The organism is Rossellomorea sp. KS-H15a, from assembly GCF_024195245.1.
GTDB lineage: Bacteria > Bacillota > Bacilli > Bacillales > Bacillaceae_B > Rossellomorea > Rossellomorea vietnamensis.
The window spans coordinates 3,271,923-3,298,145 of the sequence record NZ_CP096886.1; the positions used below are offsets into that span (position 1 = coordinate 3,271,923).

Genomic DNA, 26,223 nt, shown 5'->3' on the forward strand with positions numbered 1-26,223 from the left:
TATTTCACCAATAATTTCCAACAAAAGCTGGACCCCCTCTCAACGGGAGTCCAGCTTTCTTCACATCATCTTTTATTTCCCCAACTTCTGCAGTTGCAGATATTGAACCGCATAAGCCGTTTTCGCATCATATATCCGCTGTTCTTTAATAAGTTGCAGTGCCTCTTCTACTGTCACTTCAATCAACTCGACAAATTCGTCTTCATCCGTTTCTTTCGACTCCTGGATGGGATGGATATCGTGAGCGATATACAAGTGAACCAGCTCATCCGCAAATCCAGGTGAAGTGTAAAACGAGATCAGATGCTCCAGATTCTCACACCCGTATCCTGTTTCTTCTTCCAATTCCCGCAGGGCCGTTTTATCCGGCTCTTCACCCGGCTCGAGCTTTCCGGCAGGTATTTCGATGATGGATTTCTCCAACGCTTTACGGTACTGCTCCACCATCACTATTTTCCCTTCCGGTGTCAATGCGATGACCGCTACGGCTCCAGGGTGCTTAATCAGTTCCCGCTTGGATGTCTTGCCGTTTGGAAGCTCGACTTCATCCACTTGAAGATCAATGATTTTCCCTTGATAGATCGTTTCTGTTGTGATCGTCTTTTCTTCGAATTTTTTCATCGTTCAACTCTCCTTGTTCTGTCATCGACCTTGTCCTCATACATTTTACCATATCCTATTCGAGGATCGAGGTGAAAACCCTTGAAGGTGATTGCTGAAAAGGACCGGATCATCCTGGTAGGGAAAGCATGGGAAATCAAGGCTAAGTTGAAGGAATATAATCAAACCTACGTTACTGTCAAGGAATGGATCGAAGCCAATCGTTGAAGGCAGCCGTTTTCTTTGTTTATTCGTCCCCACTTTCGTTAATATAATAGAGAGTGCTAATGTTGAAAGGACGGATACCATGGAAAAAAGACAAATAGGTCATTCCGATTTACATGTATCAAAAATGGGGCTCGGTTGTATGTCCCTTGGAACCGAAGAGAGTTCTGCGAAGGAAATTGTGCAGCACGCTTTAGAAAATGGAATCAATTATCTTGATACGGCTGATTTATATGACTTTGGCCAGAATGAAGAAATCGTCGGCAACGCCATTCGTGATGTCCGGGACGATATCATCCTCGCTACAAAAGGTGGAAATCGCTGGAATGATGTCGAGGATGGTTGGCGCTGGGACCCTTCCAAATCCTATATCAAGTCTGCCGTGAAGGACAGTTTATCGCGCTTGAAAGTGGACTATATCGATCTTTACCAGCTTCACGGAGGGACCATCGAAGATGATTTTGAAGAAACGATCGAGGCATTTGAAGAATTGAAGAAAGAAGGGTTGATCCGCTATTACGGCATCTCTTCCATCCGTCCGAATGTCATCAAGCGATTTCTGAGTTCTTCTTCCATTGATAGCGTCATGATGCAGTACAGCTTACTGGATCGCCGCCCGGAAGAATGGATGGATCTGCTCGATGAAAATAAAGTGAGCATCGTGGCCCGGGGACCTTTGGCAAAGGGACTTCTTTCCGAAAAGATGCTGTCTAAAGCTTCTGCGAAAATGAAGGAAGATGGCTATCTGGACTACTCTTATCAAGAACTTGAAGAAACACTGAAGTCCATCCATGAGAAAATGGGGGACAACCGTTCAATGAACGAACTTGCTCTTCAATATATTCTCGCTCATGAGTCGGTTGGTGCTGTCATCCCGGGCGCCAGCTCCGTTCAACAGCTTCAGGAGAATATCGACGCAGTGAATGCGGAACCTTTATCTTCCGAAGAGCTTGACATGCTAAAACAGTTAACCAAATTGTCACGATATGAGCAACATAGGGACTGAGAAAAAAATAAGCGGGTCAGGGTTTATTGGTTCCCTGCCCGCTTATTTTTTTCATACCAGCTTAACGCCTTTTCCTCAAGGTCCTTCACAAATTGATCCTTCCCTTGAATGTAGCCATCCATATCATGCGGAAACTTCTTTGCAAGCATTGATTTCAAGTCACCGTATCGTTTGGCTTCCTTGTCAAATTCCCTCAAATAATCACGAAACGCCAAGTGCCTTACTACATGATCGATGCCATAAGGGAAAATATGAAGATGTACCGCTCTCTCATTCCCTTCTCCTTTATAGAAGTAGCGGCGGTTCGGGATGCCATTCTCACCTTTTCCGACAAAATCCAGTTGCCTGAATTGTTCTCTACGTTCATCAACGCTCTCTAAGCTCGGTACTTCTATCATTATGTCTATGATCGGCTTAGCAGCCAAACCCGGTACGGAGGTTGAACCGATATGATAGATGGTTGCGTCAGGAAGGAGCTTATTCAGACTGCGTTTTTCATTTTCAAATTTCTCCTGCCAGTCTGCTTGATGAGGCACCACTCTTACTTCCCTCATCAATCCTTGTAGTTCTTCCAATTCATATTACTTTCATTCAACAGCTCTTCGAAACTTTTATTCTTTTCACGCTGTTTTTTCTCTTCTATTTTCCGGAGGCGCTCTTCTTCCTTCTTCACAGACTCTACTTTTTCAAGCTCTGCCTTCTTCTGCTTCAGTTGTTCGAAGATGTCCCCGTTGATGGAATTTTTCAACGTCAATTCGGCTTCCTGTTTCTTTTTCTTGGACATGTTCTGATTCCCCCTATCTGTCATAGTTATAAATCTTTTTTTCTCTTTAGTCAAAAGGCAGGCTCAAAAAAAGCCGGTCAAAAGAGGTACTCTCCCCTTCTAACCGGCTCTCTCCATCAATACGCTTCCAGTACTACGTCATCCCCTACGATCAACGTTGCATCCGTGGATGATTGGATATCCTCCACAGAGAAGCCGTTAGCTACTTCGCGAAGCAGTAAGCCTTCCTCCGTTACATCCATTACGGCGCGGTCCGTTATGATGCGGTCAACGACGCCTTTTCCCGTCAGGGGCAGGGTGCATTCTTTCAGGATCTTGCTTTCCCCGGCCTTATTGACATGTTCCATGATGACGATGATGCGCTGGGCTCCGTGAACCAGGTCCATCGCTCCACCCATCCCTTTAATCATTTTCCCCGGGATCATCCAGTTGGCAAGATCCCCGTTTTCGGCTACTTCCATTCCTCCAAGGATGGCGATATTGATATGCCCTCCGCGGATCATTCCGAATGACTCCGAGCTATTAAAGTAAGAGGAGCCCGGAATCGCCGTAACGGTCTCTTTTCCGGCGTTGATGAGGTCGGCATCGACTTCATTTTCACCCGGATATGGTCCTATTCCGAGTAATCCATTTTCCGATTGAAGGACAACCTGTTTGTTTTCTGTAATGTAGTTGGCTACCAGCGTAGGCATCCCGATCCCTAAGTTGACATAGAAACCGTCTTCTATTTCCTTTTCCGCTCTTCTTGCGATTCTTTCACGCATTTTGGCACGATCCATCCCGTTCCACTCTCCCTTCTATGCTTGTCTCACTGTTCTTCTTTCAATCCGCTTTTCCTGCTCGGCCTGTATCAGGCGTTGCACGTAGATGCTCGGTGTGTGCACTTCATTCGGGTTGATGTCCCCGATTTCAACCAATTCTTCCACCTCGGCGATCGTCACTTTCCCCGCCGCTGCAATCATCGGATTAAAGTTCTGCGCCGTCTTGTTATAGATCAGATTCCCCATCTTATCGGCCTTCCACGCCCGTACAAGTGAGAAGTCTGCCGTATACGCTTCTTCCAACAAGTATTCTTTTCCATTGAATGTGCGGGTTTCTTTTCCTTCCGCTACCGGTGTCCCGACTCCTGCAGGCGTGTAGAATGCAGGGATCCCTGCACCACCTGCACGGATTTTCTCCGCAAGCGTACCTTGGGGAACGAGTTCCACCTCAAGCTCTCCCGATAAGACCTGTCTTTCAAATTCTTTGTTTTCCCCGACATAGGAACCTATCATCTTATCAATCTGCTTATTTTTCAGTAATAAACCCAAGCCCCAATCGTCTACTCCACAGTTATTTGAAATGACGGTCAGGTTTTTCACTCCTTTTTCCACAAGGGCAAGAATGAGCTTTTCAGGGATCCCGCACAGGCCGAATCCTCCAACCATCAATGTTGCTCCATCGTGAATATCCGCCACCGCTTCGTCATATGAAGTGTATACTTCTTTCATTGTATTCCCTCCTCCAATCTGGATTTTCCCATTCCTTATTTATGAAGTTCAACGACTGTCGCTACTCCCTGTCCCCCACCGATGCAAAGGGTAGCAAGTCCATTTTGGACGCCTCTTTTCTTCATCTCATGAATCAGAGTCACAAGGATCCGAGTTCCACTGGCTCCAATCGGGTGACCCAGGGCAATGGCTCCCCCGTTTACATTAAGGGCATCCTTTTTGAATTGAAGCTCTTTATCCACTGCCAATGATTGTGCGGCAAATGCTTCATTGGCTTCAATCAATTCCATATCCTCAATCGTCATCTTCGTTTTTTCCAATACTTTTTTAACAGCGGCAACCGGTCCGATTCCCATGACACTCGGATCTACACCTGCATTGGCATTCCCTTTGATCGTCACGAGAGGCGTGATGCCAAGTTCGTCTGCTTTCTTCCTGGACATGACGACAACAGCAGCAGCCCCATCATTGATGCCCGATGCATTACCGGCTGTCACAGAGCCATCTTTTTTGAAGGCAGCCCGAAGACCCGATAACTTCTCCGCCGTTGATCCCTTACGTGGGAACTCATCCTGTTTGAACACGAGCGGATCCCCTTTTCGCTGCGGGATGGAAACCGGAACGATCTCATCATCAAATCGGCCGGATTCAATGGCTGCAGCAGCTTTTTGCTGACTCCATGCAGCGAATTCGTCCTGTTCTTCTCTTGAGAGAGAGTATCGGTCACATAAATTCTCTGCCGTCACACCCATATGGTAATCATTAAAGGCACACCATAAGCCGTCTGATATCATGCTGTCTACGACTTTCTGGTCCCCCATTTTATATCCTTCTCTTGCTCCCTGCAGTAAATAAGGGGCCTGACTCATATTTTCCATTCCACCTGCAACGATGATATCTGCATCCCCTGCAAGGATTGCCTGCGTTGCGAGATGAACCGTTTTTAATCCTGATCCACATACTTTATTTATCGTCATGGCCGGTACCTGCTCAGGCAGTCCCGCTTTGATGGATGCTTGACGGGCCGGGTTCTGTCCCAATCCTGCCTGCAACACATTCCCCATAATTACTTCATCCACATCACTACCGCTTAAGCCAGCCTTACCAAGGGCATCTTTAATCACAATCGCTCCAAGTTCCGGAGCGGAAATACCTTTTAATGATCCGTTAAAGCTCCCGATGGCTGTACGTACTGCACTTACGATGACAACTTCATTCGACATCTTTCTTCCTCCCTTTCTCTTCTGACTGATGTGCTTGCCAATTCGTTACTTCCTGAAAACTGTTCCACTTTAACTCATTCTATGTAAGCGGTTAAATTCCTCTAAATTTGTCAAAAAATTTTTATATTGATTTATATGTCGAAATTTTCTTAAAATGGAGAGGGAGGAGTGAAATGATGAATTTACCTAAAAAAGCTACGATTATCGAAGTAGGTCCGAGAGACGGCTTACAAAATGAGAAGAATTTTGTCCCGACGGACGTTAAAAAAGAATTTATCCTGCGTTTGAAGCAATCGGGAATCAAAGAAATGGAACTGACTTCGTTTGTGTCTCCGAAATGGGTTCCACAGATGCAGGATGCGAGTGACATTGTCGACTCGTGCATGACACTGGACTCCCGTGATATGGTACTTGCCCCTAATAAAAAGGGGATGGAACGTGTTTATGAAACAGACTGCCGGTCTGTCGCAGTATTCGTTGGCGTGAGCAATACGTTCAATCAAAAAAACATCAATAAGACAACCGATGAAGCTCTTACAGACCTGACGCCGCTTATTTTAGAGTTAAAAGAAAAGGGCTATTTCGTGAGAGCCTGCATCTCTACCGCTTTTTACTGTCCATACGAAGGTAAAATCCTACCGGAGGATACTCTTGCTCTATGTAAGAAATTTGTTTCACTGGGTGTAGATGAACTGAGCGTCGCCGATACGATCGGCCGTGCCAATCCGTCTGAAGCGTATCATCTTTTTACATTATTGAAGCAGGAATTACCTCATACCTTACTGACAGCACATTTCCATGACACCCGCAAGATGGCCCTCGCGAATATCCTTGCGTCCCTTCAAGCAGGGATCGACCGTTTCGACACAAGTGCCGGCGGTCTCGGAGGCTGCCCTTTTGCTCCCGGTGCGACCGGGAATGTGGCAACCGAGGATGTTGTGTATATGCTCGAAGAAATGGGGATCTTCACCGGGATTGACCTGGAGAAGCTTGCACATGCCATCGAAGTCGTTAAACCGCATGTCAGCCGTCTGATTGAAAGCGGTTACTACCGTCTTCATGAATTGAATCAGTAATGCATAGGCCTTATCTCCTTCGAGCATTCTATAGGTGATAACCACTAAGGAGATGAGTCACATGAGCCAAAAACGCGATAAAGGATTCAGTCAAAAAGGGAAACCGAACGCCGATACGGTTTCAAACACCATGGCGAAAGAAGAACTGGATAAAGCCATTCATCCAACAAAAGGACAAAATGCTAAATCATAAGTCCTGAACATGCACATCCACTAAAGAAGAGTGTCTCCTCCCGAGGCACTTTTTTTCATTCTCAAAATTCCGCTTATTTCCTATATTTGCTACAATAAGAATAAACGATATTCCTATGAGGTGATGACATATGCGAAAAAAATGGGCCATCCTCGGCGGCACCCTGTCCTCTATCGGGCTGCTTGGGGTTTATATTACGAATCGATTTATGTATTTACCGAAAAAGGGGGACGACTTCATCAGGGCGCGTGAAACCGAATCGACCCGGCTGATCGAAGAAGAGTATGACTCCCTTCCTAAAGAAGAGGTCCTGATTTCTTCTCAGTACGGTTATGATATTAAAGCGGTATTCGTGAAGCCCCACTCTCATAATAAATTTATGATCTTTTCCCATGGAGTGACGGAAAACAAGTGGAATTCCATCAAGTACATGAATCTTTTCATCAAACAGGGGTTCAATGCCGTCATTTATGACCACAGGCGTCATGGGGAATCAGGGGGGAAGACAACGAGCTATGGATATTTTGAGAAATATGACCTGAAGGCGGTCGTGGACGAGCTGATCCGCCGGGAAGGGGACGATGTATTCTTTGGAATCCACGGAGAATCCATGGGGGCAGCGACTTTGCTTCTTTATGCCGGCAGCGTGGAAGATCGGGCTGATTTTTATATTGCCGATTGTCCCTTCTCCGACTTTGGTGAACAGCTTGCTTACCGGATGAGTGCAGAAGTGAAGATGCCTGCAAAATTCCTCCTCCCCCTCGTGGACGGTACCCTGAAACTGCGACAAGGCTATACATTAAAGGATTTATCACCAATTTCGGTTGTCCAAAACATTCAAAAACCCGTATTATTCATTCACAGCAAGAACGATGATTTCATCCTTCCTCAAATGACAAAGGATCTATTTGAGAAGAAGCAGGGTCCAAAGGAGCTTTTCCTTGATTTCAGCGGTACCCATGCCCAGTCGTATAATGATAACCCGGAAGAATACGAGGAATTGATCCAACGGTTCCTGGAGCAATTTGTTTTAAAGGGAAAGGATGTCGTCTCATGATTCCAACGGATTTCAGGTTAAAAATGCAAACGATGTATGGGGATGCGGGGGATGATTGGATTACGGATACGGAAGATCTCATGGAGTCATTAAAAGACCGATTCCAGTTAACCTACGGTGAGCCTTTTTCTCTAAGCTATAACTTCGTGATTCCGGTCCAGATCCTGCAGGAGCGAGCCGTTTTAAAGATCGGGTATCCGAACAATGATTTCTCCAATGAGTTTCATGCCCTTCAGGATTTTCAAGGAAAGGGAATGGTGAAAATGCTCGACTACAGTAAGGAAGAAGGCTGGATCCTGTTAGACCGTCTTATGCCGGGATCTTCCCTTCTCTCGATTGAAGATGAAACAGAGGTCCTTTCTGTCTTCTCCCATACCGCCAAACGACTTTGGCATAAACCTGTCAGCACCCACCCCTACCCTACGGTTGAATCCTGGTCAAAGGGAATCGGAAGGCTACGGGAACGATTTAACGGGGGAACCGGCCCCATCCCTCAGGAGCTCGTCGCTAAAGCTGAAACCCTTTATCCGGAATTGCTGAGTTCTTCCACAGATCTCTATCTTCTTCACGGTGATCTTCATCACGGAAACATTCTCTACTCCGATTCTTCCGGCTGGACTGCCATCGATCCCAAAGGGCTGATCGGCGAGAGGGAATATGACTGCATTCAGTTCATGTTGAATGAGTGGGAGAAATGGGATGCGCCGTTAGAGCTGCTCCGATATAGGACAGAGACAATCGCTTCCCTCCTTTCCCTCTCTTATGAGCGGTTGCTTCAGTATGGATTTTGTCATTCCATTCTGTCTGCGTCCTGGTCTGTAGAAGGTGGACTTGATGGATGGAAAACCGGGGTTTCTTTGGCGGGGATGTTTGAAGAGCTCTTGGCGGAGTAATGGATAATCTTCCTTAACCACCCAATAAATTGGGATTATATGTTAATATTTATATAACTAGTTTTTTTACATGGGGTGGATTATATGAGAGAGATTGCATTGGCCTTCGGGAATATTTTTGGAGGGATCGCGCTTATCGCCCTCTTCGCTTCTTTGTGGGGAAGATTTGAGGACTATTTCGTTGTCAAATTAACCGCCTTTCGTCAGCAGCTTTTCTTCTTCTCCCTTACCCTTTTCAATGAAATTCTTTTTCTTTTTTCTGTCTATTTCTTTTTCCACCTGGCTTTTTTGGATGCACTGTTCATTTCTTGCACCGTCTTTCTATTTGTCATCTGGGTGATCCCCTACCATGCTCATTTCAACATGAATACAGACTTGTTGTTTTTGAAAAAATTCGGGCTCTCTTCTCCGATACGGATTTTCATCCCGGTCCGCTCCCCGTTTTTTACAGGGACTCTCCTTTTTTCTGTTTTCGGCTTCATGGTTATATTTTGTGCGTATTATTGGTTTTAAGAACACAAAAGCTCCGGCATGCACCGGAGCTTTTGTATTCTATTCCTCAGGGTACATCAAAAAGTTCATTCTCCCATTGATGATCTGAGCGGGGCTTTTTAATTGGAATGTATTGCTTTGGGAAGAAAAATCGATTTTCAGCTCTTCATCCAGAAAGACCATCTTTGATTTTTCTACGAGAATTGAATGACTGTTCGTGTCGATCTTGATATCTTCACCTTCAACCGGGCGATGGACAAACCACAGGGTAGGAATGCCGCTCACCACACAGCCACAGCCTTCTGTATCGTATTTGAGTTTCAGGTGACCTTGTTTGTTTTCTATTTTATCCTGGATCTTTTGGGTTGCTTCGTTCGTTAGTTGGATTTTCATTCGATGACCTCCTCTGTCCTTTATCCTACCACATTTCATTTGTTCCTTTTAGAATATTGCTTTTTTACTCTTTTCATCTTACTATCGATAGTGGGGATTCTTTTGTATTTTCTAGAAAGGGTGGGTTTTCATGACAAAAGCTCAAATTAAAGTGAATGATAACGGTTCGTTTCGCGTAAGCGGCGATGTGGAACTGATTGATGCTGACGGAAATGTATTTCCAACGAAACAAGTGTTTACTCTGTGCCGCTGCGGTCTATCAACCAACATGCCGTTTTGCGACGCTTCTCACAAAGGGAAATTTGAATCATGTGTACGTGCAGAAAAGGTATTGGACGAAGAGTAAATGGAATGAAAAAGAGAGACTTCACCCGAAGTCTCTTTTTTTCATTTGGAGATCAGTCAAAAAAACGAATGTCCACCACGCTTGCCAGTGGAATATAGTGTACGTCTTCAAACTTGTCTACGACGTGCAGCTTCCCTTCCAATGGGTCGACATGATGAACGGTTCCGATCGATAATTGATGACGGTGCTTCACATAGTGGGTAATCGACACCATTTTATCAAACTCCATCGCCTCTGCGACAACTTCATTCATCCTGTCGAGCTCCTGCTCATCAAGTTCGATCCTCTTTTCGTGTGTATCTTCCTTTGCCCAATCCCTCAGGAGCTTCACGTGCTCGGGGAGCATCATGGAGGTCCACTTGATTCTACCTCGATCCCGAATCAACTCTCTCACCTCCTGTCATTCGTTATGATTTATGTCCGCCGAGCAGACGGGCACGATGCCTTGCCGTCCCGGCTTCTGTGTAGGAGACGGCGCGAAGCAGGGCCCCGGAACCATATTTATTCCGGATGTGATCCACTACATACCCGAGCTCCCGTTTTTCCCAGCGGTCAGGTTCGAACAGGGAAACCTGCAGCGCTCCATCCTCTACAATATTCGAAAGGGCGATATTGATTTTCCGTACGGTTTTCCCATTATAGTTCTCTTCGAATAGTTCCAGGCACACCCGGTACAGATCCATGGTGATATTGGTCGGTTCCTCTATCGTCCGTGACCTGTGGAATCCCCCTCCGAACTCCTCGTGGCTGTAGCCGATTCCGAAGCTCACGGTCCGCCCGGCCTTGCGATGGGTCCGGGCACGCCTTGCGACCTCTTCGCACATTTCTAAAATGACGCGTTTGATTTCCTTTCTCTCCTTATAATCCCGCAGCAGGATCTGACCCTTGCCGAAGCTGACCTGCCCATCCATGATCGGTGCCCCTATTTCGGACAGGTCCACCCCCCATGCATGATAATAAAGCTGGTTCCCCATCACACCGAGCTTCGCCTCCAGCTTCTCCAGGTCATACTTCGCCAATTGCCCGATAGAGAAGATGCCCATGCGATTGAGGGTCTTCTCTAGGCGTCCTCCAATCCCCCACATTTCACGGAGCGGAGAGAGCGGCCACAGCTTTTCCGGGACGTCTTCATAGGTCCACTCGGCAATTCCCTCTTTCTTTGCTTCAAGATCCAGGCACAGCTTGGACAAGAGCATATTGGGGCCGATTCCGATGGCACACGGAAGCTGGAATTCCCTTTCCATATCGTCTTTGATTTTGCCGGCGATGGTGGCCGCGTCCCCCCAGAGGCCCGTCGCCCCATCAATCTTAATGAAGCTTTCGTCCACACTGTACGTGTGGATGGCATCCTTTGGAACATAACGATGAAACAGGCGGGTCAGCTCCGTGGAGATCCGGACATACGTCGCCATCTTCGGCTCTACAAGCTGGATTCTCGGGTCGTTTGGAATTTCAAACATCCTCGAACCCGTTTTGATTCCAAAGTCCCTCTTCATCCTGGGTGAGGCCGCCAGTACGATGCTTCCCTGCCGACTTTTATCCCCCACTACAGCCAAGTGACATTCAAGGGGATCCAACCCCTCCATGACAGCCGAACAGCTAGCATAAAAGCTCTTCATATCGATGCACAAAATCTTGTGGTGTGGCAGCACACTGTAATCGACAGTCATATCCTCATCCTCCATCTTACCCAAAATAGAACAAACGTTCTTATATAGTATAGTTATGATTCTAACCGAATATACGTTCCCTTTCAACTTAAATTACTGGAAACAGAGAGAATAATAAGAAAAGCGGAGGCGGCTTGGACAGAGGCGAAAAGCATAAGATGAACATACCGGAAAGGCGCCATTTGCCTTTTTGGTATGTTTGACTTATGACCTCGAGCCTCTAGCCGCCGGAGCTGGCCAAATAGAAAAGCGGAGGGGCATGCCATGGGGCGACAAGCATAAAATGATTGACACAAAGTCTGGCATACACAAGGATCAGAACAAAAAAATAAGTCCAAAATCATTTTTGTGATTTTGGACTTACCTTCTCATTCATCAACCTTTTCCAGCTTGGAATCCTGGGTATTTCGTCATACCCCCATCCGCGATGAGCGTTGTACCCGTGACGTAGCTTGCCTGATTGGAGGCTAGGAAAACAGCGCAGGAAGCGACCTGTTCAGGTTCTCCGATGTAGCCGAGGGGAATGAGCTTCTCCACTCCTTTTTTCTTTTCCGGATCGGAAAATTTCTCGGCATTGATGGGTGTATCAATGGCCCCTGGAGCAATATTGTTCACCCGTATCCCATCTGGTGCAAACTCCAGCGCCAGGCTTTCCATCAGCAATTTCACCCCACCTTTACTGGCTGCATAATGAGCGAAGTGAGGCCACGGGATGATTTCATGGACAGACGATACATTGATGATCGATCCCTTGATGCCATGCTCGAGCATGTATTTCGCCGCTTCACGGCAACCTAGGAATGTACCTGTCAAGTTCGTGTTGATGACCCTTTGCCAATCTTCAATCGGCAGATTTTCAGACGGAACTTCATTTTCGACTCCCGCATTGTTCACGTAGATATCCAGACGGCCATACGTGTCATGAGCAAATCGGACAAACCCCTGGACATCCTCTTCTTTTGACACATCCCCTTGAATGATGGAGGCTGTCCCACCTGCTTCTTCGATTTCCTTTACAAGTCCTTCAGGGTTTTCTTCTTCTTTGAAATAATTAATGATCACCTTACTGCCTTCAGAGGCAAAGCGTTTAGCAATCGCCTTTCCTATACCAGTAGCGGCACCCGTTATGATGACAACCTTATCCGTTAAATCTGTATACATGTCCTATTCCTCCTTAATCTTTCGTAAAGCCCAATAGAACCCCGCCAATGATGATCAGGACACACCCTGCAATGACGAGGAGGATCTGCTTTTTCGATTTCTTTTCCCCTAAGAAGAACAAACCACCGAGAGTGGAAATGACGATTCCCGTTTGGGACAGGGAGAAGCTTGTCGCCACACCGATCCGGGGCAGGGCAAGGAGCAATCCGAGATTCCCGGATGCCCACATAAGTCCGGTTAAAATATTTCGAACCGTATATTTGTTAAATGGCTTATGCCTGAATGTGATGACAACGGCTCCGATGAACATACCGATTGCCTGTGGTAAAATCGCTTGCCATCCGTCAATATCAAACCATCTTAATATGACAACATAGGCTATGTATCCACAACTGGAAAGGAGCAGGGTTAACAGACCTTTTTTCAACTGAGAGCCTTCATCCCCTTCGGACTTCTGTGTGAATGAGGTGAGGACGACACCGATGATCAGAGCCAGAACCGCCCCGCTTCCAAGGAGGATCGTTTCAGTCGTTTTCCATTCTTTAAATACCAGAACACCAAAGAGCGTCGTTCCGATCAGCTGCATTCCCGTTGAAATCGGGACGGTTTTCGAAACGCCGATGAATTTAACACTGGCAAGCTGGTTCACTTGCCCGACAGCCCAGAAGACGCCGGAAATAAACCCGATGCCCCACACAAATAATGTTAACTCAGGGGACTTGATGAAGAAGACGCCAATCGCAAACAACAGTGAACCAACCGTGATCCCAACTGTTTGACTGTAGGCATTCCCTCCAAGTTTTACACTTACAAACACAAGACTTCCCCACGCGACCGCGGGGATCAGGGCTAAAAGAATCCCTATCATACACCCACATCCTTTTTCCGACAATAATCATAGTTTTCCTCTGAAACAAAAATTCTACCCGTTTAACGCAAAATATTTCCCACTCTCTCTTGCATACCCTTCTTCCCTAAGGTGTAACCTCAAAAAAAAAGAAAGCGTCGAGGTGTAATCGACGCTTTCTTCTTTGTTATTTGGTAGAAGTATGTATCGGGACAATGACCCTTTCATTCTCGACATTCACCATGACATGGACATCACGGTCGAGGGAAAGGTCTTTGAATCGTAACGAGTAGAGACCGGTGGGGTTTTTTTCGATGGATTGGATGACGACCTGTGAGAACCGGGGATCACTCATGACTAATTTCACAACAGTCTCTTCGGTCTCACTCTCTTTATCTGTCAGAAACACCAGTTGATCCGCCGAAGCCCTTCTGGGATAGGATTCCTGCATCTCCCCATTAAAGGTCACATTCACTTTTTTGCCCATCTCTATATCTTCTTTATGAAGCTTTTTATCTTGATCTGTCAACATGACAGTTTGTTGATCGAAAGAAAACCAAACGTCATTGATCAGCACCTGATTGTTTTCCAATTGGGTGACAAAGCCTATGAAATCTGTGCTGGCCTGAGAATTGACAGATGCTGATGGCCCGCATCCGGTGAACAGTATACAGGAAAAAAGGATCATAACAGTCAAACATTTCTTCATAGACTCCCCCCTTATTATATTAGACGATTGATGGCACTGTTTGGTTTCACTATTTTTTGAAAAAAAGGTTATTTCCTACTTTTTCGACAAAAGATGGGAATAATTGATAGAACTTGCTCCCTATATTCATCCATCGCGGCAGGTTGATTTCTCTTTTATTGGTAAATAGTGAATCCACTACTTTCCCAGCGACAAATGCAGGATCAAGCATGAACTTCTCCACATTCTTCACATACGTGCCGGTTTCATCGGCAATGGAGAAGAAGTTGGTGGCGATTGGTCCGGGGTTCACCGCCGTCACCTTCACGCCGTATCTTTTCGCTTCCATCCTGACACTGTTCGTATATCCTAGGACAGCATGCTTGGAAGCGGAATAGGCACTTGATTTCGGAGTGGCAAACTTCCCTGCCTGAGAAGCGATATTGATGATGTGACCAAACCCCTGTTCACGCATGTAAGGAAGGACTTCCCCTGTACATGCCATCAGACCAAGAACATTCACATCCATCATCCCTTTTACATCTTGGAAGGAGGTTTCGTGTGCTTCCTGGAAGATTCCATATCCTGCGTTATTGATCAGGGCATGGATGGATCCAAAGTCCTTCCGGATGGCAGTGAAAACAAGGGGGATCTGATCATAATCCGTGACGTTTAAAGGATATACTTCCACCTTGCAGTTGAATGTTGTTGTCAGCTTTTCCTTCAATGCCTGGAGCAGGTGGACACGGCGTGCGATCAATGCAAGATTCCCGCCATTTTCCGCAACCTTTATGGCCATTTGCTCCCCGATTCCTCCCGAGGCACCGGTAATGATAATCGTTTTTCCATTGATTTTACTGTTCATGTCAGTCACATCTTCCTAAGCAAAATAATAATAGATTCCTTCATGCTTTTCTTTCCGTATAAATTGATTGGATTCCAAGTAATCCAATTGCCCGATGGTCTCGGACAATGTCAAACCGAGCTCCTTTCGATACACGGAGGGAAATAACCTCTTGCATATCTCAAATACGGTCACGCGGTTTCCTTTGATCATGTCGAATACATCTCTTGCTCTTTCTTCCTGTTTCCCTAATCTCCTCGGAATCAACCCATGAACATCCCTTACGTCGGCACCATGTCCTGTGTAGGCGAGGGAAATCGGAAAATCGAAAAGTTTTTTCAGAGAAGCATTATACTGCAGCAGTGGCTTTGTACGCTCCAACTCCCCTTCAAATGGCGGTTCGATGAGGGGATTGGGAGAAATAGTGGCGAGTATATGGTCGCCCGCTATCAGAACGCCATCACGTTCCCTATAAAAGGATAAGTGACTCTGGGCATGACCAAGGGTTTCAATGACCGACCACCCTCCCATTCCAGGAATGCTATCTCCTTCTGCTATCGCCACGTCCAGCTTTCGATCCCCCATGAATTTCAATGGACTCTTGAACTTGGGGATGGCCGGGAGATATTCTTCAGGGAGCCCTGATTCCATGGCAAGCTCCGTGAAGAAACGGTCATACTCTTCATGAAAGTGCTCATCACGCTTGAGCCAGAATCGATTATACTTGTGACCATATACCGTGACGTCGGATGAGAACCGATCAAGCAGACCTGCATGATCAGGATGATGATGCGTCAAAACGATTTGTTCGATATCCTCAGGTGTGTACCCTAAAAGAGACAATTGCTCAGTCAGCTGCATCCAGGCCGTATCTGTAAGAGGGCCAGCATCCACCAATGTCAAGGCATCCCCCTTGACTAAATAAACATTCACATCTCCCACGGCAAAAGGAGTGGAGAGTGTTATTTTTGCGATATCATTCACTAAAGTTGTCATAGTTTCACCACATTCTTCATAATAAAAAGGTACAGCCAATACGGTACCTTCCCGTTCTGTCACTCATTTCCAGAAAATGAATGACCCTTCATTACCTAGTGTACATTTTTTTCAGCATGATGTCATTTTTAAAAAGTGTGAATATACTAAAAATAACCCCTTGACAGATAAGCTGTATTTCTACGATAATCACCTATAATATAGATTTATTCCATTCATCACCCATTACATATTTATATAGAATAAAGCGATGAGAAAGATTAGTAATGAATAGATGATGTCAGAGATCGGGGCCCACCGGCTGAAAGGCACCGTCGTCCTCTCTATTTGTGAACCTGCCTTTTGAGCGTCTTAAAGCAGAACGTCGTCCAGCGTTAATGGAAATGGAGTGTGTTCATCTTCTTCTTAGAAAATGGACAAAACAAGGTGGTACCACGGAAGAGACCCTTTCGTCCTTTATGGATGAAAGGGTCTGTTTTTTTTTCAAAACAGAAGGGGGAATGAGCGAATGAAGACATTATTTATCGGAGCAGGATCGATGGCTCATGCTTTAATGAGCGGTGCATTGAAAGCGGGAGTATTGAATAGCGAAGAAGTATATGTAACCAATCGTGCCAATCAGGAGCGTTTAAATGAAATCACGCAAGAATTCTGTATCCGGAAGGTGAACCGGGCGTCACACTATGATGTCATCATCCTCGCCATGAAACCAAAGGACTTCCATGAAGCAGCAGATTCTGTCAGACCCTACCTTTCCGGGAATACGCTGATCATCTCTGTACTGGCAGGCATCACCATGGAGCATATAAGCGGCAGGCTGGACTTTAAGGGAGCCATCGCGAGAGCTATGCCGAATACCAGTGCAGCCATGGGGAAGTCGGCAACGGCGGTGGCTTTCAATCAATATCTCTCACCCTCCCAGAAGGAATGGACGAAAACACTATTTCAGTCTGTCGGCATAGCTGCGGAGGTAGAAGAAGAGAAATTGGATCTGATCACGGCTCTTTCAGGGAGCGGGCCGGCTTATATCTATTACGTAGCCGAAATACTGAAACATGCTGCAGTAGAATTGGGACTGAAAGATGAGCTCGCTGAAAGCCTTGTCACCCAGACGATCGCCGGGGCAAGCGCCATGCTTTCTGAATCCGGATTGGAAGCCCGGGAATTAAGAAGGAATGTGACCAGTGCAGGTGGAACGACCGAAGCGGGAATCGCTGCGCTTGAAGACCACAAAGTCAGGGATGCCTTTTTCCAGTGCATTTCTTCCGCGAATAACCGCTCTCAAACACTCGGTCATGAATTAAAGGAGAATTCTTTGAAAAAATAAGCCTACAGCCGATCATGATTCGCGGGAGATCCCGTTTCAGTGATACAATCAAAGCAAAAAAGAAGGTCGACACAGATGAATCTACTCCTCATTTTACTTTCTGCAGTCCTGGTCGTCTGGATCGTTCTCGCCGTAGAGGTGTGGAGGGGGTTGGGTACACTTTCTCCCCTAGAAGGATTGCCGGACAAGGCAAGCGGCCCGCTTCTCTCCATCATCGTGCCTGCCAGGAATGAAGAAGAAACGATTACAGACAGCATTCTATCTCAACTCAAGCAGGACTATAAACGGATTGAATGGATTCTCGTCAATGACCGTTCAACGGACCGTACACCGGATAAACTTGAAGCATTGGCGGAAATGGACAGCCGGATCCGCGTCCTCCATATCGATACACTTGAAAAAGGATGGCTCGGAAAGAATCAGGCATTATTTAAAGGATACCTCATCTCGGAAGGGGAACTCATCCTGTTCACGGATGCAGATGTCCTGTATAAAGACCCTTCCACCCTGTCAAGGGCTGTCGCGGTCTTTCAATCTCAGAAGCTCGATCATCTCACCCTTGCCCCCAACATTAAATCAAAGACATACTGGTTAAAAAGCTTTGTTGTGTTCTTTTTATTCGGTTTCTCTTTTTATAAACGGCCATGGAAAGCGAATGACCCTTCCTCGGGGACGGGCCTCGGAATCGGCGCATTCAATCTGATCACACGTTCTGCTTATGAGGAAATCGGTACACATGAAAAGATCAAGCACATGCCGGATGACGATCTGCAGCTTGGGATCCATATCAAAAAAGGCGGGAAGACCCAGGCGTTCCTCACTGCCCTTCACTCGCTGGAGGTGGAGTGGTATCACTCCTTGAAAGGAGCCTTTCAGGGCCTTGAGAAGAACACATTTGCCGGGCTCCATTACTCCATCCTTCTTGTCCTATTTGCCATGACGGGTGTGTTCTGCTCCACGGTCCTTCCTTTCTTCACGATCTTTGCCGGGGAAGCCCTGATCCGGACCGTAAGCATGTTGATCATTTTGTTGATTTCCATCACCTATTTCAAAGTCATAAAGGAGATGACGAATGAGTCTGCCCTTCTCATCCTCTCCCTGCCCGTCACAGCCTTGTTATTCATCTTTTCCATCGCCCGGGCGACGTTCCTGACGTTTAGAAGAGGCGGGGTCGAATGGCGCGGGACGGTTTATCCATTGAAGGAGCTGAGGAAGAAAAGAAAATAGAGCACATTCCTTTTCCGTCAAAAGTGATGTTGGTATACTCATGATGAATTACTGTTTAGAAACCCGAAATAAATTCCTCATGGAAAGGTGATTGGAAATGAACGCAAAGCTATTCGAACCATATAAACTTAAAAATGTTGAATTGAAGAATCGAATCGTCATGGCACCCATGTGCATGTACTCTTCCCACCATGAAGATGGAAAAGTCGAAAACTGGCATCGCACCCACTATACGAGCCGTGCTGTCGGCGGAGTCGGACTCATCATCCTGGAAGCGACAGCGGTTACACCACAGGGTAGGATCTCCCCACAGGATTTGGGGATCTGGAATGACGAACAGGTTGAGGGCTTAAAAGAGTTGGTGGATCTGATGAAAGAGCAGGGGGCAAAGACCGGCATCCAGCTTGCCCATGCCGGAAGAAAAGCGGTACTCGAAGGAGATATCCTTGCTCCATCAGCCCTTCCATTTAATGATGAAATGAAAACGCCTGTTGAAATGACAGCGGATGATGTGAAAGAAACCGTCACCGCATTCATCAAAGGGGCCGAAAGAGCGAAGAAAGCGGGCTTTGATGTGATTGAAATTCACGGAGCCCACGGATATCTCATCAACGAGTTCCTCTCTCCCCTGTCCAATAAACGAACAGATGAATACGGGGGATCGGCAGAAAACCGCTACCGTTTCCTCCGTGAAATCATTGACGGTATTCAACAAGTATGGGACGGACCGCTGCTTGTGAGGGTTTCTGCCAAAGACTATAACGACGAAGGCCTGGACGTCGAGGACTACGTGGTATTTGCACAATGGATGAAAGAGCAAGGCGTCGATTTGATCGATGTCAGCTCAGGCGCCCTGGTACCGGCACGGATCCCGGTATTCCCCGGCTATCAGGTGAAGCTTGCCGAGACCATCAAGAACGGGGCCGACATTGACACGGGTGCGGTTGGACTGATTACAACAGGCATCCAGGCGGAAGAAATCCTGCAAAATGAACGGGCGGACGTCATCCTCCTTGCACGGGAATTGCTTCGGGACCCTTACTGGCCGAGAACGGCGGCCAAAGAGCTCGGTGTTGAAATCGAAGCACCTAAACAGTATGAGCGCGGCTGGAAATGAAAAATACGCAAACAAGAGGGTGGACCAGAAGTCCACCCTCTTGTTTTATTTATTCATACACCTTCTGCACTTCATATCTGAACCCTAGACAACGGTAATTCTGCTTTTGGTACATCAGTCTTGGCGTATCTTCCCCGTCCGCAACCAGGATGATAAACGTGTCAGGGAACCGTTCCATGACATACCGCTGCAGCCTGCTTCCAATCCCCTTCTTTTGAAACGATTCGTGAACCATCAAACCGTCTATTTCCGCTGAATCTTCTTCGATGATCACATCCACGGATCCGGCCGGCGTCCCTTTATAGAAAGCCAAAAGCTGCATGATACGGGGATTTTCAAAATTCCGTTTATGCATATCCACCTTTTGGTCCGCAAAATCCGGACCATAGTCCATATCCTGCTCATACTGAAAAGAAAGATAATCCTGGAGTTCTTCCCTGCCCACTTCCTTGACTTCTATATCAGGATTCACTTCCATCGATGGGAATTGATCTGGTGCAATGGAATAAAGTTCATTGAATCCGACGTCATATCCCTCTAGTTTACAATAGTCCATCAGTTCTTCTGAAGGTTTGTGATCTTGAGGAAGGAGGAACTTTACATGCTTCTGGCCTTTTGCCTGATGGAATTCCCGTAAGAAACGGGCGGCTTCTATAAATTCTTCAAGAGTCGGCTGTTTCTTAAATGCAAGAAAGTTACTATCATACCTCGTCAGCATTTCCGGATAATGAATATGTAGATAAAGAGCGTTTTCGGCTATAACGTGACCAGGATAATAAATATGTTCAAATGTAAATGAATTCATCTCGATTCCCCTTTTTCTGTTTAAACGGGATTTCCTACTCCCAAACACGCTGTACAGAAGCGCGGTCCCCCTCAAGCCTGACGATATAGACGTCCGGATTGGATAGAGCCAACAGTTCATTGTATCCATAGCTTTCATCAAATAACTTGAGGAGCAGCGTCGTTAAATTACCATGACTCACACAGACAATGTGTTCCTCTTCTTTTCCCATCACTTCATCGACGAAGGACCTTGCCCGTTCCATCGCCACTTGATTGGATTCCCCACCAGGTAATGAGAGAGAGAAATCTTCAAAGCTCATCTTTAACTTTTCCATCCAATCAGGAAGATCCTGATCGCTCAGCACCCTTTCTCCCAGTCTGTCGTCCTCCTGTACCCGGAGGCCTGAGCGATCTGCAAAAGGAGCGATGGTGTCCAGTGCCCTTTTGAAGGGGCTTGAATAAATCGCTTGAATGGATCGATTTTCTAAAAAGGACGCTAACTGACGTGCCTGACGTTCCCCCTCCCCCGTTAACGATGCATGAAAGGGCTGTCCTTCCGCTTTTGCATGACGGACGATATAGATTTCCTTCATTTATACCCCTCCTATTTCTTTAAAGGTATGACGTACTCCATGAAATCCCTTGCCATATAGCTTTCCGGGAAGACGTCCCTTGCTTCCTTCTCCAATTCTTCCCATGATTCCTTTGCATACCGGGAAGAAATATGGGTTAGGAAGAGGCGCCTGGCCCCGGCTTGAAGAGCGGTCTCTCCAGCCTGTTTTGTCGTGGAATGATAATACTCCCGTGCCATCTCTTCTTGATCCCGGTTAAAGGTCGCTTCATGAACCAGGACATCTGCATTCTTAGAAAGTTCCATCGCATTGGAACAAAATCTTGTATCTCCAAGGATCGTAACCACCCGTCCAGGAATCGAAGGTCCGAGAAAATCCTTTCCATCAACCTCCGTTCCGTCTTCCAGCCGAACCGTTTCACCACATTTTAATTTCTTATAAAGGGGCCCTGGTTGAACGCCCCTTTCACGTAATTGATCCACTTGAAGGACACCGGGCTTAGCTTTTTCAATAACACGATAGCCGAAAGTAGGAAGAGCATGGTCAAGTCCCATTGCTTCTACACTGAACCCTTCATCTTGAAAGATGACCCCTTCCTCGATTTCCACCACTTCAAGGGGATATTGAAGGTGGGTCCTGCTGACTGAGAGGGAAACCTCGATAAACTCCTTGATCCCCTTAGGGCCGTATACCGTCAGTTTTGTTTCCCCACCTTGGAAGGAACGGCTCCCGAGTAATCCCGGCAGCCCGTATATGTGATCACCATGCAGGTGGGTAATGAAGATCTTTTCGATTCTTCTTGGTTTCAAGCTTGTATGTAAAATTTGATGCTGGGTGGCTTCCCCACAATCAAAAAGCCAAACCGCACCGCGTTCCTCCAGTAATTTCAAAGCGATACTGGTTACATTGCGGAGCTTGGCCGGTACCCCTGCACCCGTACCCAGAAATAATAATTCCACTATCATCACTCCTCAGATGAGCTATTCTGTCTCCATTTTAGCATAATCGCCCCTATTTTACCCTTTCCCTCAAAATGAGTTATAAGAATGAAAATTAAAGCCAACATAATGACGAAGATGTTTGCAAAAAAGATAAAACGTTTTCATGCATATACGCAGATAAAGTCCTCAGCATATCATTTGCTAAATGAATGAGAAGTCTTTAAAATTAAGTAATTGTATAGGATATTAAATAAGAAGAAACGCATAAATAAGGGTTACAACAAGATAAAGTGAGGTCATGACATTGAATAATTCAACTACACCAACATCTCTGATTACGATTTTCGGAGCGACAGGTGATCTAGCGAAAAGAAAACTATATCCATCTCTTTATCATCTGTTCCGTAAAGGAAAAATCTCAAAGCGATTTGCCGTTGTAGGTGTGGCACGACGCGAATGGTCAAATGAAGAATTCCAGGAGCATGTAAAAACATCGGTACATAAAGCGTTAGGCAGTGATGAGAACATCGATGAGTTTGTGTCCCATTTCTATTATCAGCCGAATGATGTATCCAACAGTGATTCATATAAAGCATTGAAGAACTTATCCGATGAGCTCGATGAAACATATGAATTAGAAGGCAATCGCGTTTTCTACTTAGCGATGGCTCCTGAATTCTTCGGGACGATTACGGAACAGTTGAAAAATCAAGGCTTAACCGATACAAAAGGCTTCCAGCGACTTGTGATCGAGAAACCATTCGGTCACGACCTGCCTTCAGCCGAAAAGTTGAACAGCCAGATCCGTGAATCATTCTCCGAGGATCAGATTTATCGTATCGATCACTATCTTGGAAAAGAAATGGTGCAGAACATCGAAGTCATCCGATTCTCAAACGCCATGTTCGAGCCACTCTGGAACAACCGTTATATTTCCAATATCCAGGTCACTTCATCCGAAGAGCTTGGTGTGGAAGACCGCGGCCGTTATTACGAAAAAAGCGGAGCCCTTCGCGATATGGTACAAAACCATCTGCTTCAAATGGTTGCATTACTTGCCATGGAGCCTCCGATCAAATTGACGACGGATGAAATCCGCAGTGAAAAGGTACGCGTGTTGCGTTCCCTTCGTCCGTTTGAACAGGATGAAGTCAAAGACTACTTCGTAAGAGGTCAATATGGTCCTGGAAAAGCAGGAAATGAAGCTCTTCCTGGTTACCGTGAAGCAGAAAACGTCGATGAACAGTCCAATACGGAAACCTATGTTGCTGGTAAATTGATGATTGATAACTTCCGTTGGGCAGGTGTCCCGTTCTACATCCGTACCGGAAAAAGAATGGAGACCAAATCAACGAAGATCGTCATCCAGTTCAAAGACATCCCAATGAACCTATATTACAACCCGGACAAGCCACTGGCACCAAACTTGCTGGTCATTCACATCCAGCCGGAAGAGGGAATCACCCTTCATCTGAACGTGAAGAAATCCGGACAGAATATCGAAACGACACCGGTGAAACTGAACTTCGCCAACAACAGCGTGGATGGAATGAACACACCTGAAGCATATGAAAAGCTCTTATTCGATTGTCTTCGTGGAGATGCCACGAATTTCACACACTGGGATGAAGTGAAACTATCCTGGGCATTTGTCGACAAAATCTCTGAAGTATGGGAACATACTCGTGACGGAGAATTTCCGAACTACGAAGCAGGTTCGATGGGTCCGAAAGCCGCTGACAATCTGCTCGCAAAAGACGGCTTCTCCTGGTGGCCGATTGCCAACCTTGATGTAGACCAATGCTAAGAAAGGTGTGGAACCTATGAAAATTTATGACGTAACAGCCCCGATCTTTAACGGGATGCCCGTGTACAAGAACAAACCTGAAAAACAACCGAGTATTGAAACCAATACGAACGGACATGTGACGGAGTCAAGACTCTCAATGGATGTTCATACAGGAACTCATGTCGACGCTCCCCTTCACATGATCAACGATGGCGAGACGATTGAAACGATCGATATCGAGAAGCTCGTCCGCCCTGTCAAAGTATTTGATGTAACGGAAGTCGATGAAAAGATCAGCCTGAAGGATATTGAAGGATTAGAGATTGAAGAGAATGACTTCATCCTCTTCAAAACGAAGAATTCATGGGATACGGAATTCAACTTCGACTTCATCTATGTAGCAGAAGATGCTGCCGCATACCTCGCTGAGAAAAAGATTGCAGGTGTCGGGATCGATTCACTTGGAATCGAGCGGGCCCAGGAAGGTCATCCGACTCACCGCAGCCTGATGGGAAGCGGCGTCATCATCATGGAAGGCCTTCAGTTGAAAGACATCAAAGCAGGCCAATACTTCATGGTGGCGGCACCACTAAAAATCCAAAACACCGATGCATCACCGGCACGCGTCTTGCTGTTTGATGAAATGATCGGGTAAAGGGTAGATATAGAACTCTCCGGCTAACTTGCCGGGGAGTTTTTTATTGTAAACATAAAACCAGGTGCCTCATTAGAGACACCTGGCACTCCTTTAATACAACTTTTTCAGGGCTTCCTTATCAAACGGCAGCAGGTCATCCGCCTTGCCTTCTTCCACTTTCCTCACCCATTCAGGATCCTGAAGGAGTGAGCGTCCGATTGCGACCAGGTCGAATTCTCCACGGTCCAGTCTCTCGATCAGACCATCAAGGCTTGTCGTACCCGCACCCGAGAAGCTGGTGAACTCCCCGTCCAGACCAACCGATCCCACGGATATAACCGGTTTACCGGTCAGCTTCTTTGTCCACCCGGCAAGGTTCAAGTCGGATCCTTCAAATTCCGGCTCCCAGAAACGGCGTGTCGAGCAATGGAAAATATCCACGCCTGCGTTCACAAGAGGCTCGAGAAAACGCTCCAGTTCATCGGGGGTTTTTGCGAGCTTTGCTCCGAAATCATTCATTTTCCATTGCGAAAAACGGAAGATGATCGGGAAATCAGGTCCCACTTCACGCCGGCATGCTTCAATCACCTCGACGGCAAATCTGGTTCTTCCTACAAGATCTCCACCATATCGGTCCGTTCTTTTATTAGTATTCTCCCAGAAAAACTGGTCGATTAAATATCCATGCGCCCCGTGCAGTTCTATGCCGTCGAAGCCGATGCGTTTCGCATCAAGAGCTGCTTGGGCATACGCTTCCACCATCTGGACGACTTCCTCTTCCGACATGGGTTCCGTGATTTCTTTACCTGAAAGACTCAGTCCTGATGGACCAACAGGGAGCGCTTCTTCATTTGGAAGCTCCCCCTTTTTACGGGTCATCCCCACATGCCAAAGCTGTGGAACGATCTTTCCTCCTGCTTGATGGACTTCCTCCACGACCTTTGCCCATCCCTTCAGTGTTTCTTCCCCATGGAACAGAGGGATGCTTGCTCCTGAAACAGAAGAAGGGTGATTGATTCCGGTTCCCTCCGTGACGATCAGTCCTACCCCATTTTCAGCCCTGCGGCGATAGTAGGCAGCCACGTCCTCACCCGGAACTCCATTTGGCGAAAAGCCACGTGTCATCGGTGCCATCACCGTGCGGTTGGACAATTGTAGTTTCTCACTATTGAAAGGTCTGAATAATGGTTCAGTTGATGTATTCGTTTGACTCATTGAAATGCCTCCTCTTTTCATGGTGTGCTATTTCATTATTTCAAACGAGCAGGGAAAATCAAAGAAATCTGTTTCACATTGACGCACACCTTTGTAATTCTTGTGAAAGTGCCTGGATCGCTTCCATGACTTCCAAGACATTTTCTTCATCGTTCATTTCATTCCTGGCATGAAGGAGTACGGGCCGAACAGACTCCACAGAACGCCCGAATTCATACATCCACTCGTAACGGGGAACCATCCAGGTATGGAAATGATGAGTGGTATCCTCATTGTAAAAGTAGTAAACATATTCAATCCCCAACACATCTCTTTGAGCCTTTCTAATGCTGGATAAAATCGTTATGTAATCTATCTTCTCTTTTTCATTAAGTTCATCAAACGATTTAATGTGACGCTTGGAAGCTAATATGATCAATCCCCTGATGGGGTAAGCTACATCCTGATGTGCATGGAAATATTCCGTTTCATATACCACACCACCATCTGGTTCGACTAACCCGTTTGTCAATGCGCAGCTTAGACAGTCGACCTCTACCACTTTTCCGTTTGATAATGTGATTTGTCTCATGAACTTCCCCCTTTAACGTTTATAGTGCAAGTGCAAGGATTCATTCTTTCAGTTACA

32 protein-coding genes are annotated in these 26,223 nt (G+C 46.3%); 13 read left to right on the top strand and 19 right to left on the bottom strand.

The annotated features are described in order from the left end of the window. Positions 1-72: 72 nt before the first annotated feature. Positions 73-621 carry an NUDIX hydrolase gene (locus M1J35_RS16775; protein ID WP_254651778.1) on the bottom strand — a complete coding sequence of 183 codons (549 nt, stop codon included), beginning with the start codon at positions 619-621 and terminating at the stop codon, positions 73-75. A gap of 81 nt (positions 622-702) precedes the next feature. On the opposite strand from M1J35_RS16775, the gene mciZ reads away from it, so the two are divergent. Both mciZ and M1J35_RS16785 read left to right on the top strand, forming a co-directional pair. Beyond that, positions 703-828: a Z-ring formation inhibitor MciZ gene (mciZ, locus tag M1J35_RS16780; protein ID WP_034758179.1), complete on the top strand. Its 126-nt coding sequence runs from the start codon at positions 703-705 to the stop codon at positions 826-828. Positions 829-907: 79 nt separating this feature from the next. After that, positions 908-1,831: an aldo/keto reductase gene (locus M1J35_RS16785; RefSeq protein ID WP_224519581.1), complete on the top strand. Its 924-nt coding sequence runs from the start codon at positions 908-910 to the stop codon at positions 1,829-1,831. 23 nt (positions 1,832-1,854) lie between these two features. Here the strand turns inward: M1J35_RS16785 and M1J35_RS16790 are convergent, their stop codons facing one another. From M1J35_RS16790 to M1J35_RS16810, 5 genes are all read right to left on the bottom strand, one after another. Then, the gene (locus M1J35_RS16790; protein WP_254651779.1) at positions 1,855-2,406 is read right to left on the bottom strand and encodes a GrpB family protein; all 552 of its coding nucleotides are present in this window, start codon (positions 2,404-2,406) and stop codon (positions 1,855-1,857) included. Continuing rightward, the gene (locus M1J35_RS16795; protein WP_094075198.1) at positions 2,385-2,615 is read right to left on the bottom strand and encodes a YqkE family protein; all 231 of its coding nucleotides are present in this window, start codon (positions 2,613-2,615) and stop codon (positions 2,385-2,387) included. Before M1J35_RS16795 ends, M1J35_RS16790 begins: the two co-directional genes overlap by 22 nt. A gap of 116 nt (positions 2,616-2,731) precedes the next feature. Continuing rightward, the gene (locus M1J35_RS16800; protein WP_034758172.1) at positions 2,732-3,394 is read right to left on the bottom strand and encodes a CoA transferase subunit B; all 663 of its coding nucleotides are present in this window, start codon (positions 3,392-3,394) and stop codon (positions 2,732-2,734) included. An 18-nt stretch (positions 3,395-3,412) separates the two neighbouring features. Then, on the bottom strand, positions 3,413-4,105 hold the full coding sequence (locus M1J35_RS16805; protein ID WP_034758170.1) for a CoA transferase subunit A: 693 nt from the start codon (positions 4,103-4,105) through the stop codon (positions 3,413-3,415). 35 nt (positions 4,106-4,140) lie between these two features. Further along, on the bottom strand, positions 4,141-5,328 hold the full coding sequence (locus tag M1J35_RS16810) for an acetyl-CoA C-acetyltransferase (protein ID WP_254651780.1): 1,188 nt from the start codon (positions 5,326-5,328) through the stop codon (positions 4,141-4,143). 176 nt (positions 5,329-5,504) lie between these two features. Between M1J35_RS16810 and M1J35_RS16815 the strand changes: the two genes are divergently transcribed. The 5 genes from M1J35_RS16815 to M1J35_RS16830 all read left to right on the top strand — a co-directional run bounded on the left by M1J35_RS16815 (position 5,505) and on the right by M1J35_RS16830 (position 9,060). Further along, complete coding sequence (locus M1J35_RS16815) at positions 5,505-6,404, top strand: hydroxymethylglutaryl-CoA lyase (RefSeq protein WP_254653785.1); 900 nt, start codon at positions 5,505-5,507, stop codon at positions 6,402-6,404. Positions 6,405-6,465: 61 nt separating this feature from the next. Further along, positions 6,466-6,597, top strand: coding sequence for a hypothetical protein (locus M1J35_RS22725; RefSeq protein ID WP_256503904.1), 132 nt, complete (start codon positions 6,466-6,468; stop codon positions 6,595-6,597). Positions 6,598-6,727: 130 nt separating this feature from the next. Beyond that, positions 6,728-7,654, top strand: a complete 927-nt coding sequence (locus M1J35_RS16820) for an alpha/beta hydrolase (RefSeq protein ID WP_224519579.1) — start codon at positions 6,728-6,730, stop codon at positions 7,652-7,654. Continuing rightward, positions 7,651-8,547, top strand: coding sequence for an aminoglycoside phosphotransferase family protein (locus M1J35_RS16825; RefSeq protein WP_224519578.1), 897 nt, complete (start codon positions 7,651-7,653; stop codon positions 8,545-8,547). Before M1J35_RS16820 ends, M1J35_RS16825 begins: the two co-directional genes overlap by 4 nt. Before the next feature lie 84 nt (positions 8,548-8,631). Then, positions 8,632-9,060, top strand: a complete 429-nt coding sequence (locus M1J35_RS16830; RefSeq protein ID WP_254651781.1) for a hypothetical protein — start codon at positions 8,632-8,634, stop codon at positions 9,058-9,060. Positions 9,061-9,099: 39 nt separating this feature from the next. Here M1J35_RS16830 and M1J35_RS16835 read toward each other — a convergent pair whose 3' ends face one another. Continuing rightward, entirely contained in the window at positions 9,100-9,432 is a 333-nt protein-coding gene (locus M1J35_RS16835; protein WP_254651782.1) for an iron-sulfur cluster biosynthesis family protein, read from the bottom strand. A gap of 130 nt (positions 9,433-9,562) precedes the next feature. Here M1J35_RS16835 and M1J35_RS16840 point away from each other — a divergent pair, with 130 nt between their 5' ends. Beyond that, a complete protein-coding gene (locus M1J35_RS16840) occupies positions 9,563-9,778 on the top strand; it encodes a CDGSH iron-sulfur domain-containing protein (protein ID WP_034758155.1) in 216 nt (71 codons plus the stop codon). A gap of 52 nt (positions 9,779-9,830) precedes the next feature. Here M1J35_RS16840 and M1J35_RS16845 read toward each other — a convergent pair whose 3' ends face one another. From M1J35_RS16845 to M1J35_RS16875, 7 genes are all read right to left on the bottom strand, one after another. After that, positions 9,831-10,163: a YolD-like family protein gene (locus tag M1J35_RS16845; RefSeq protein WP_034758153.1), complete on the bottom strand. Its 333-nt coding sequence runs from the start codon at positions 10,161-10,163 to the stop codon at positions 9,831-9,833. Positions 10,164-10,185: 22 nt separating this feature from the next. Continuing rightward, a complete protein-coding gene (locus tag M1J35_RS16850) occupies positions 10,186-11,448 on the bottom strand; it encodes a Y-family DNA polymerase (protein ID WP_254651783.1) in 1,263 nt (420 codons plus the stop codon). Positions 11,449-11,823: 375 nt separating this feature from the next. Then, on the bottom strand, positions 11,824-12,609 hold the full coding sequence (locus M1J35_RS16855) for a glucose-1-dehydrogenase (protein ID WP_254651784.1): 786 nt from the start codon (positions 12,607-12,609) through the stop codon (positions 11,824-11,826). Between the two features lie 13 nt (positions 12,610-12,622). Continuing rightward, positions 12,623-13,474, bottom strand: a complete 852-nt coding sequence (locus M1J35_RS16860; protein ID WP_034760584.1) for a GRP family sugar transporter — start codon at positions 13,472-13,474, stop codon at positions 12,623-12,625. Between the two features lie 169 nt (positions 13,475-13,643). After that, a complete protein-coding gene (locus M1J35_RS16865; protein WP_254651785.1) occupies positions 13,644-14,165 on the bottom strand; it encodes a DUF3221 domain-containing protein in 522 nt (173 codons plus the stop codon). 49 nt (positions 14,166-14,214) lie between these two features. Then, the gene (locus M1J35_RS16870; RefSeq protein WP_224519572.1) at positions 14,215-15,009 is read right to left on the bottom strand and encodes an SDR family NAD(P)-dependent oxidoreductase; all 795 of its coding nucleotides are present in this window, start codon (positions 15,007-15,009) and stop codon (positions 14,215-14,217) included. Between the two features lie 15 nt (positions 15,010-15,024). Continuing rightward, the gene (locus tag M1J35_RS16875; RefSeq protein ID WP_254653786.1) at positions 15,025-15,984 is read right to left on the bottom strand and encodes an MBL fold metallo-hydrolase; all 960 of its coding nucleotides are present in this window, start codon (positions 15,982-15,984) and stop codon (positions 15,025-15,027) included. A 508-nt stretch (positions 15,985-16,492) separates the two neighbouring features. Here M1J35_RS16875 and proC point away from each other — a divergent pair. The 3 genes from proC (at position 16,493) to namA (ending at position 19,655) form a co-directional block, all read left to right on the top strand. Continuing rightward, complete coding sequence (gene proC, locus M1J35_RS16880; protein WP_254651786.1) at positions 16,493-17,311, top strand: pyrroline-5-carboxylate reductase; 819 nt, start codon at positions 16,493-16,495, stop codon at positions 17,309-17,311. A gap of 75 nt (positions 17,312-17,386) precedes the next feature. After that, positions 17,387-18,538 (top strand): glycosyltransferase, encoded by a 1,152-nt coding sequence (locus M1J35_RS16885; protein WP_254651787.1) that lies wholly within the window; start codon positions 17,387-17,389, stop codon positions 18,536-18,538. A 97-nt stretch (positions 18,539-18,635) separates the two neighbouring features. Further along, positions 18,636-19,655: an NADPH dehydrogenase NamA gene (gene namA, locus M1J35_RS16890; RefSeq protein ID WP_254651788.1), complete on the top strand. Its 1,020-nt coding sequence runs from the start codon at positions 18,636-18,638 to the stop codon at positions 19,653-19,655. A 49-nt stretch (positions 19,656-19,704) separates the two neighbouring features. Here the strand turns inward: namA and M1J35_RS16895 are convergent, their stop codons facing one another. The 3 genes from M1J35_RS16895 to rnz are packed head-to-tail and all read right to left on the bottom strand — an operon-like array spanning position 19,705 to position 21,972. Continuing rightward, positions 19,705-20,460, bottom strand: a complete 756-nt coding sequence (locus M1J35_RS16895; RefSeq protein ID WP_254651789.1) for a GNAT family N-acetyltransferase — start codon at positions 20,458-20,460, stop codon at positions 19,705-19,707. A gap of 34 nt (positions 20,461-20,494) precedes the next feature. After that, positions 20,495-21,034 carry a histidine phosphatase family protein gene (locus M1J35_RS16900; RefSeq protein ID WP_224519566.1) on the bottom strand — a complete coding sequence of 180 codons (540 nt, stop codon included), beginning with the start codon at positions 21,032-21,034 and terminating at the stop codon, positions 20,495-20,497. 11 nt (positions 21,035-21,045) lie between these two features. Further along, positions 21,046-21,972 (bottom strand): ribonuclease Z, encoded by a 927-nt coding sequence (rnz, locus tag M1J35_RS16905; RefSeq protein ID WP_254651790.1) that lies wholly within the window; start codon positions 21,970-21,972, stop codon positions 21,046-21,048. A gap of 280 nt (positions 21,973-22,252) precedes the next feature. Here rnz and zwf point away from each other — a divergent pair, with 280 nt between their 5' ends. Next, positions 22,253-23,761 (top strand): glucose-6-phosphate dehydrogenase, encoded by a 1,509-nt coding sequence (gene zwf, locus M1J35_RS16910; protein ID WP_034758133.1) that lies wholly within the window; start codon positions 22,253-22,255, stop codon positions 23,759-23,761. A gap of 16 nt (positions 23,762-23,777) precedes the next feature. Further along, entirely contained in the window at positions 23,778-24,398 is a 621-nt protein-coding gene (locus M1J35_RS16915; RefSeq protein ID WP_224519564.1) for a cyclase family protein, read from the top strand. 93 nt (positions 24,399-24,491) lie between these two features. Here the strand turns inward: M1J35_RS16915 and M1J35_RS16920 are convergent, their stop codons facing one another. Both M1J35_RS16920 and M1J35_RS16925 read right to left on the bottom strand, forming a co-directional pair. Then, the gene (locus tag M1J35_RS16920; protein WP_254651791.1) at positions 24,492-25,595 is read right to left on the bottom strand and encodes an NADH:flavin oxidoreductase; all 1,104 of its coding nucleotides are present in this window, start codon (positions 25,593-25,595) and stop codon (positions 24,492-24,494) included. A 73-nt stretch (positions 25,596-25,668) separates the two neighbouring features. After that, complete coding sequence (locus tag M1J35_RS16925) at positions 25,669-26,166, bottom strand: HIT family protein (protein ID WP_224519562.1); 498 nt, start codon at positions 26,164-26,166, stop codon at positions 25,669-25,671. Positions 26,167-26,223 lie beyond the last annotated feature (57 nt).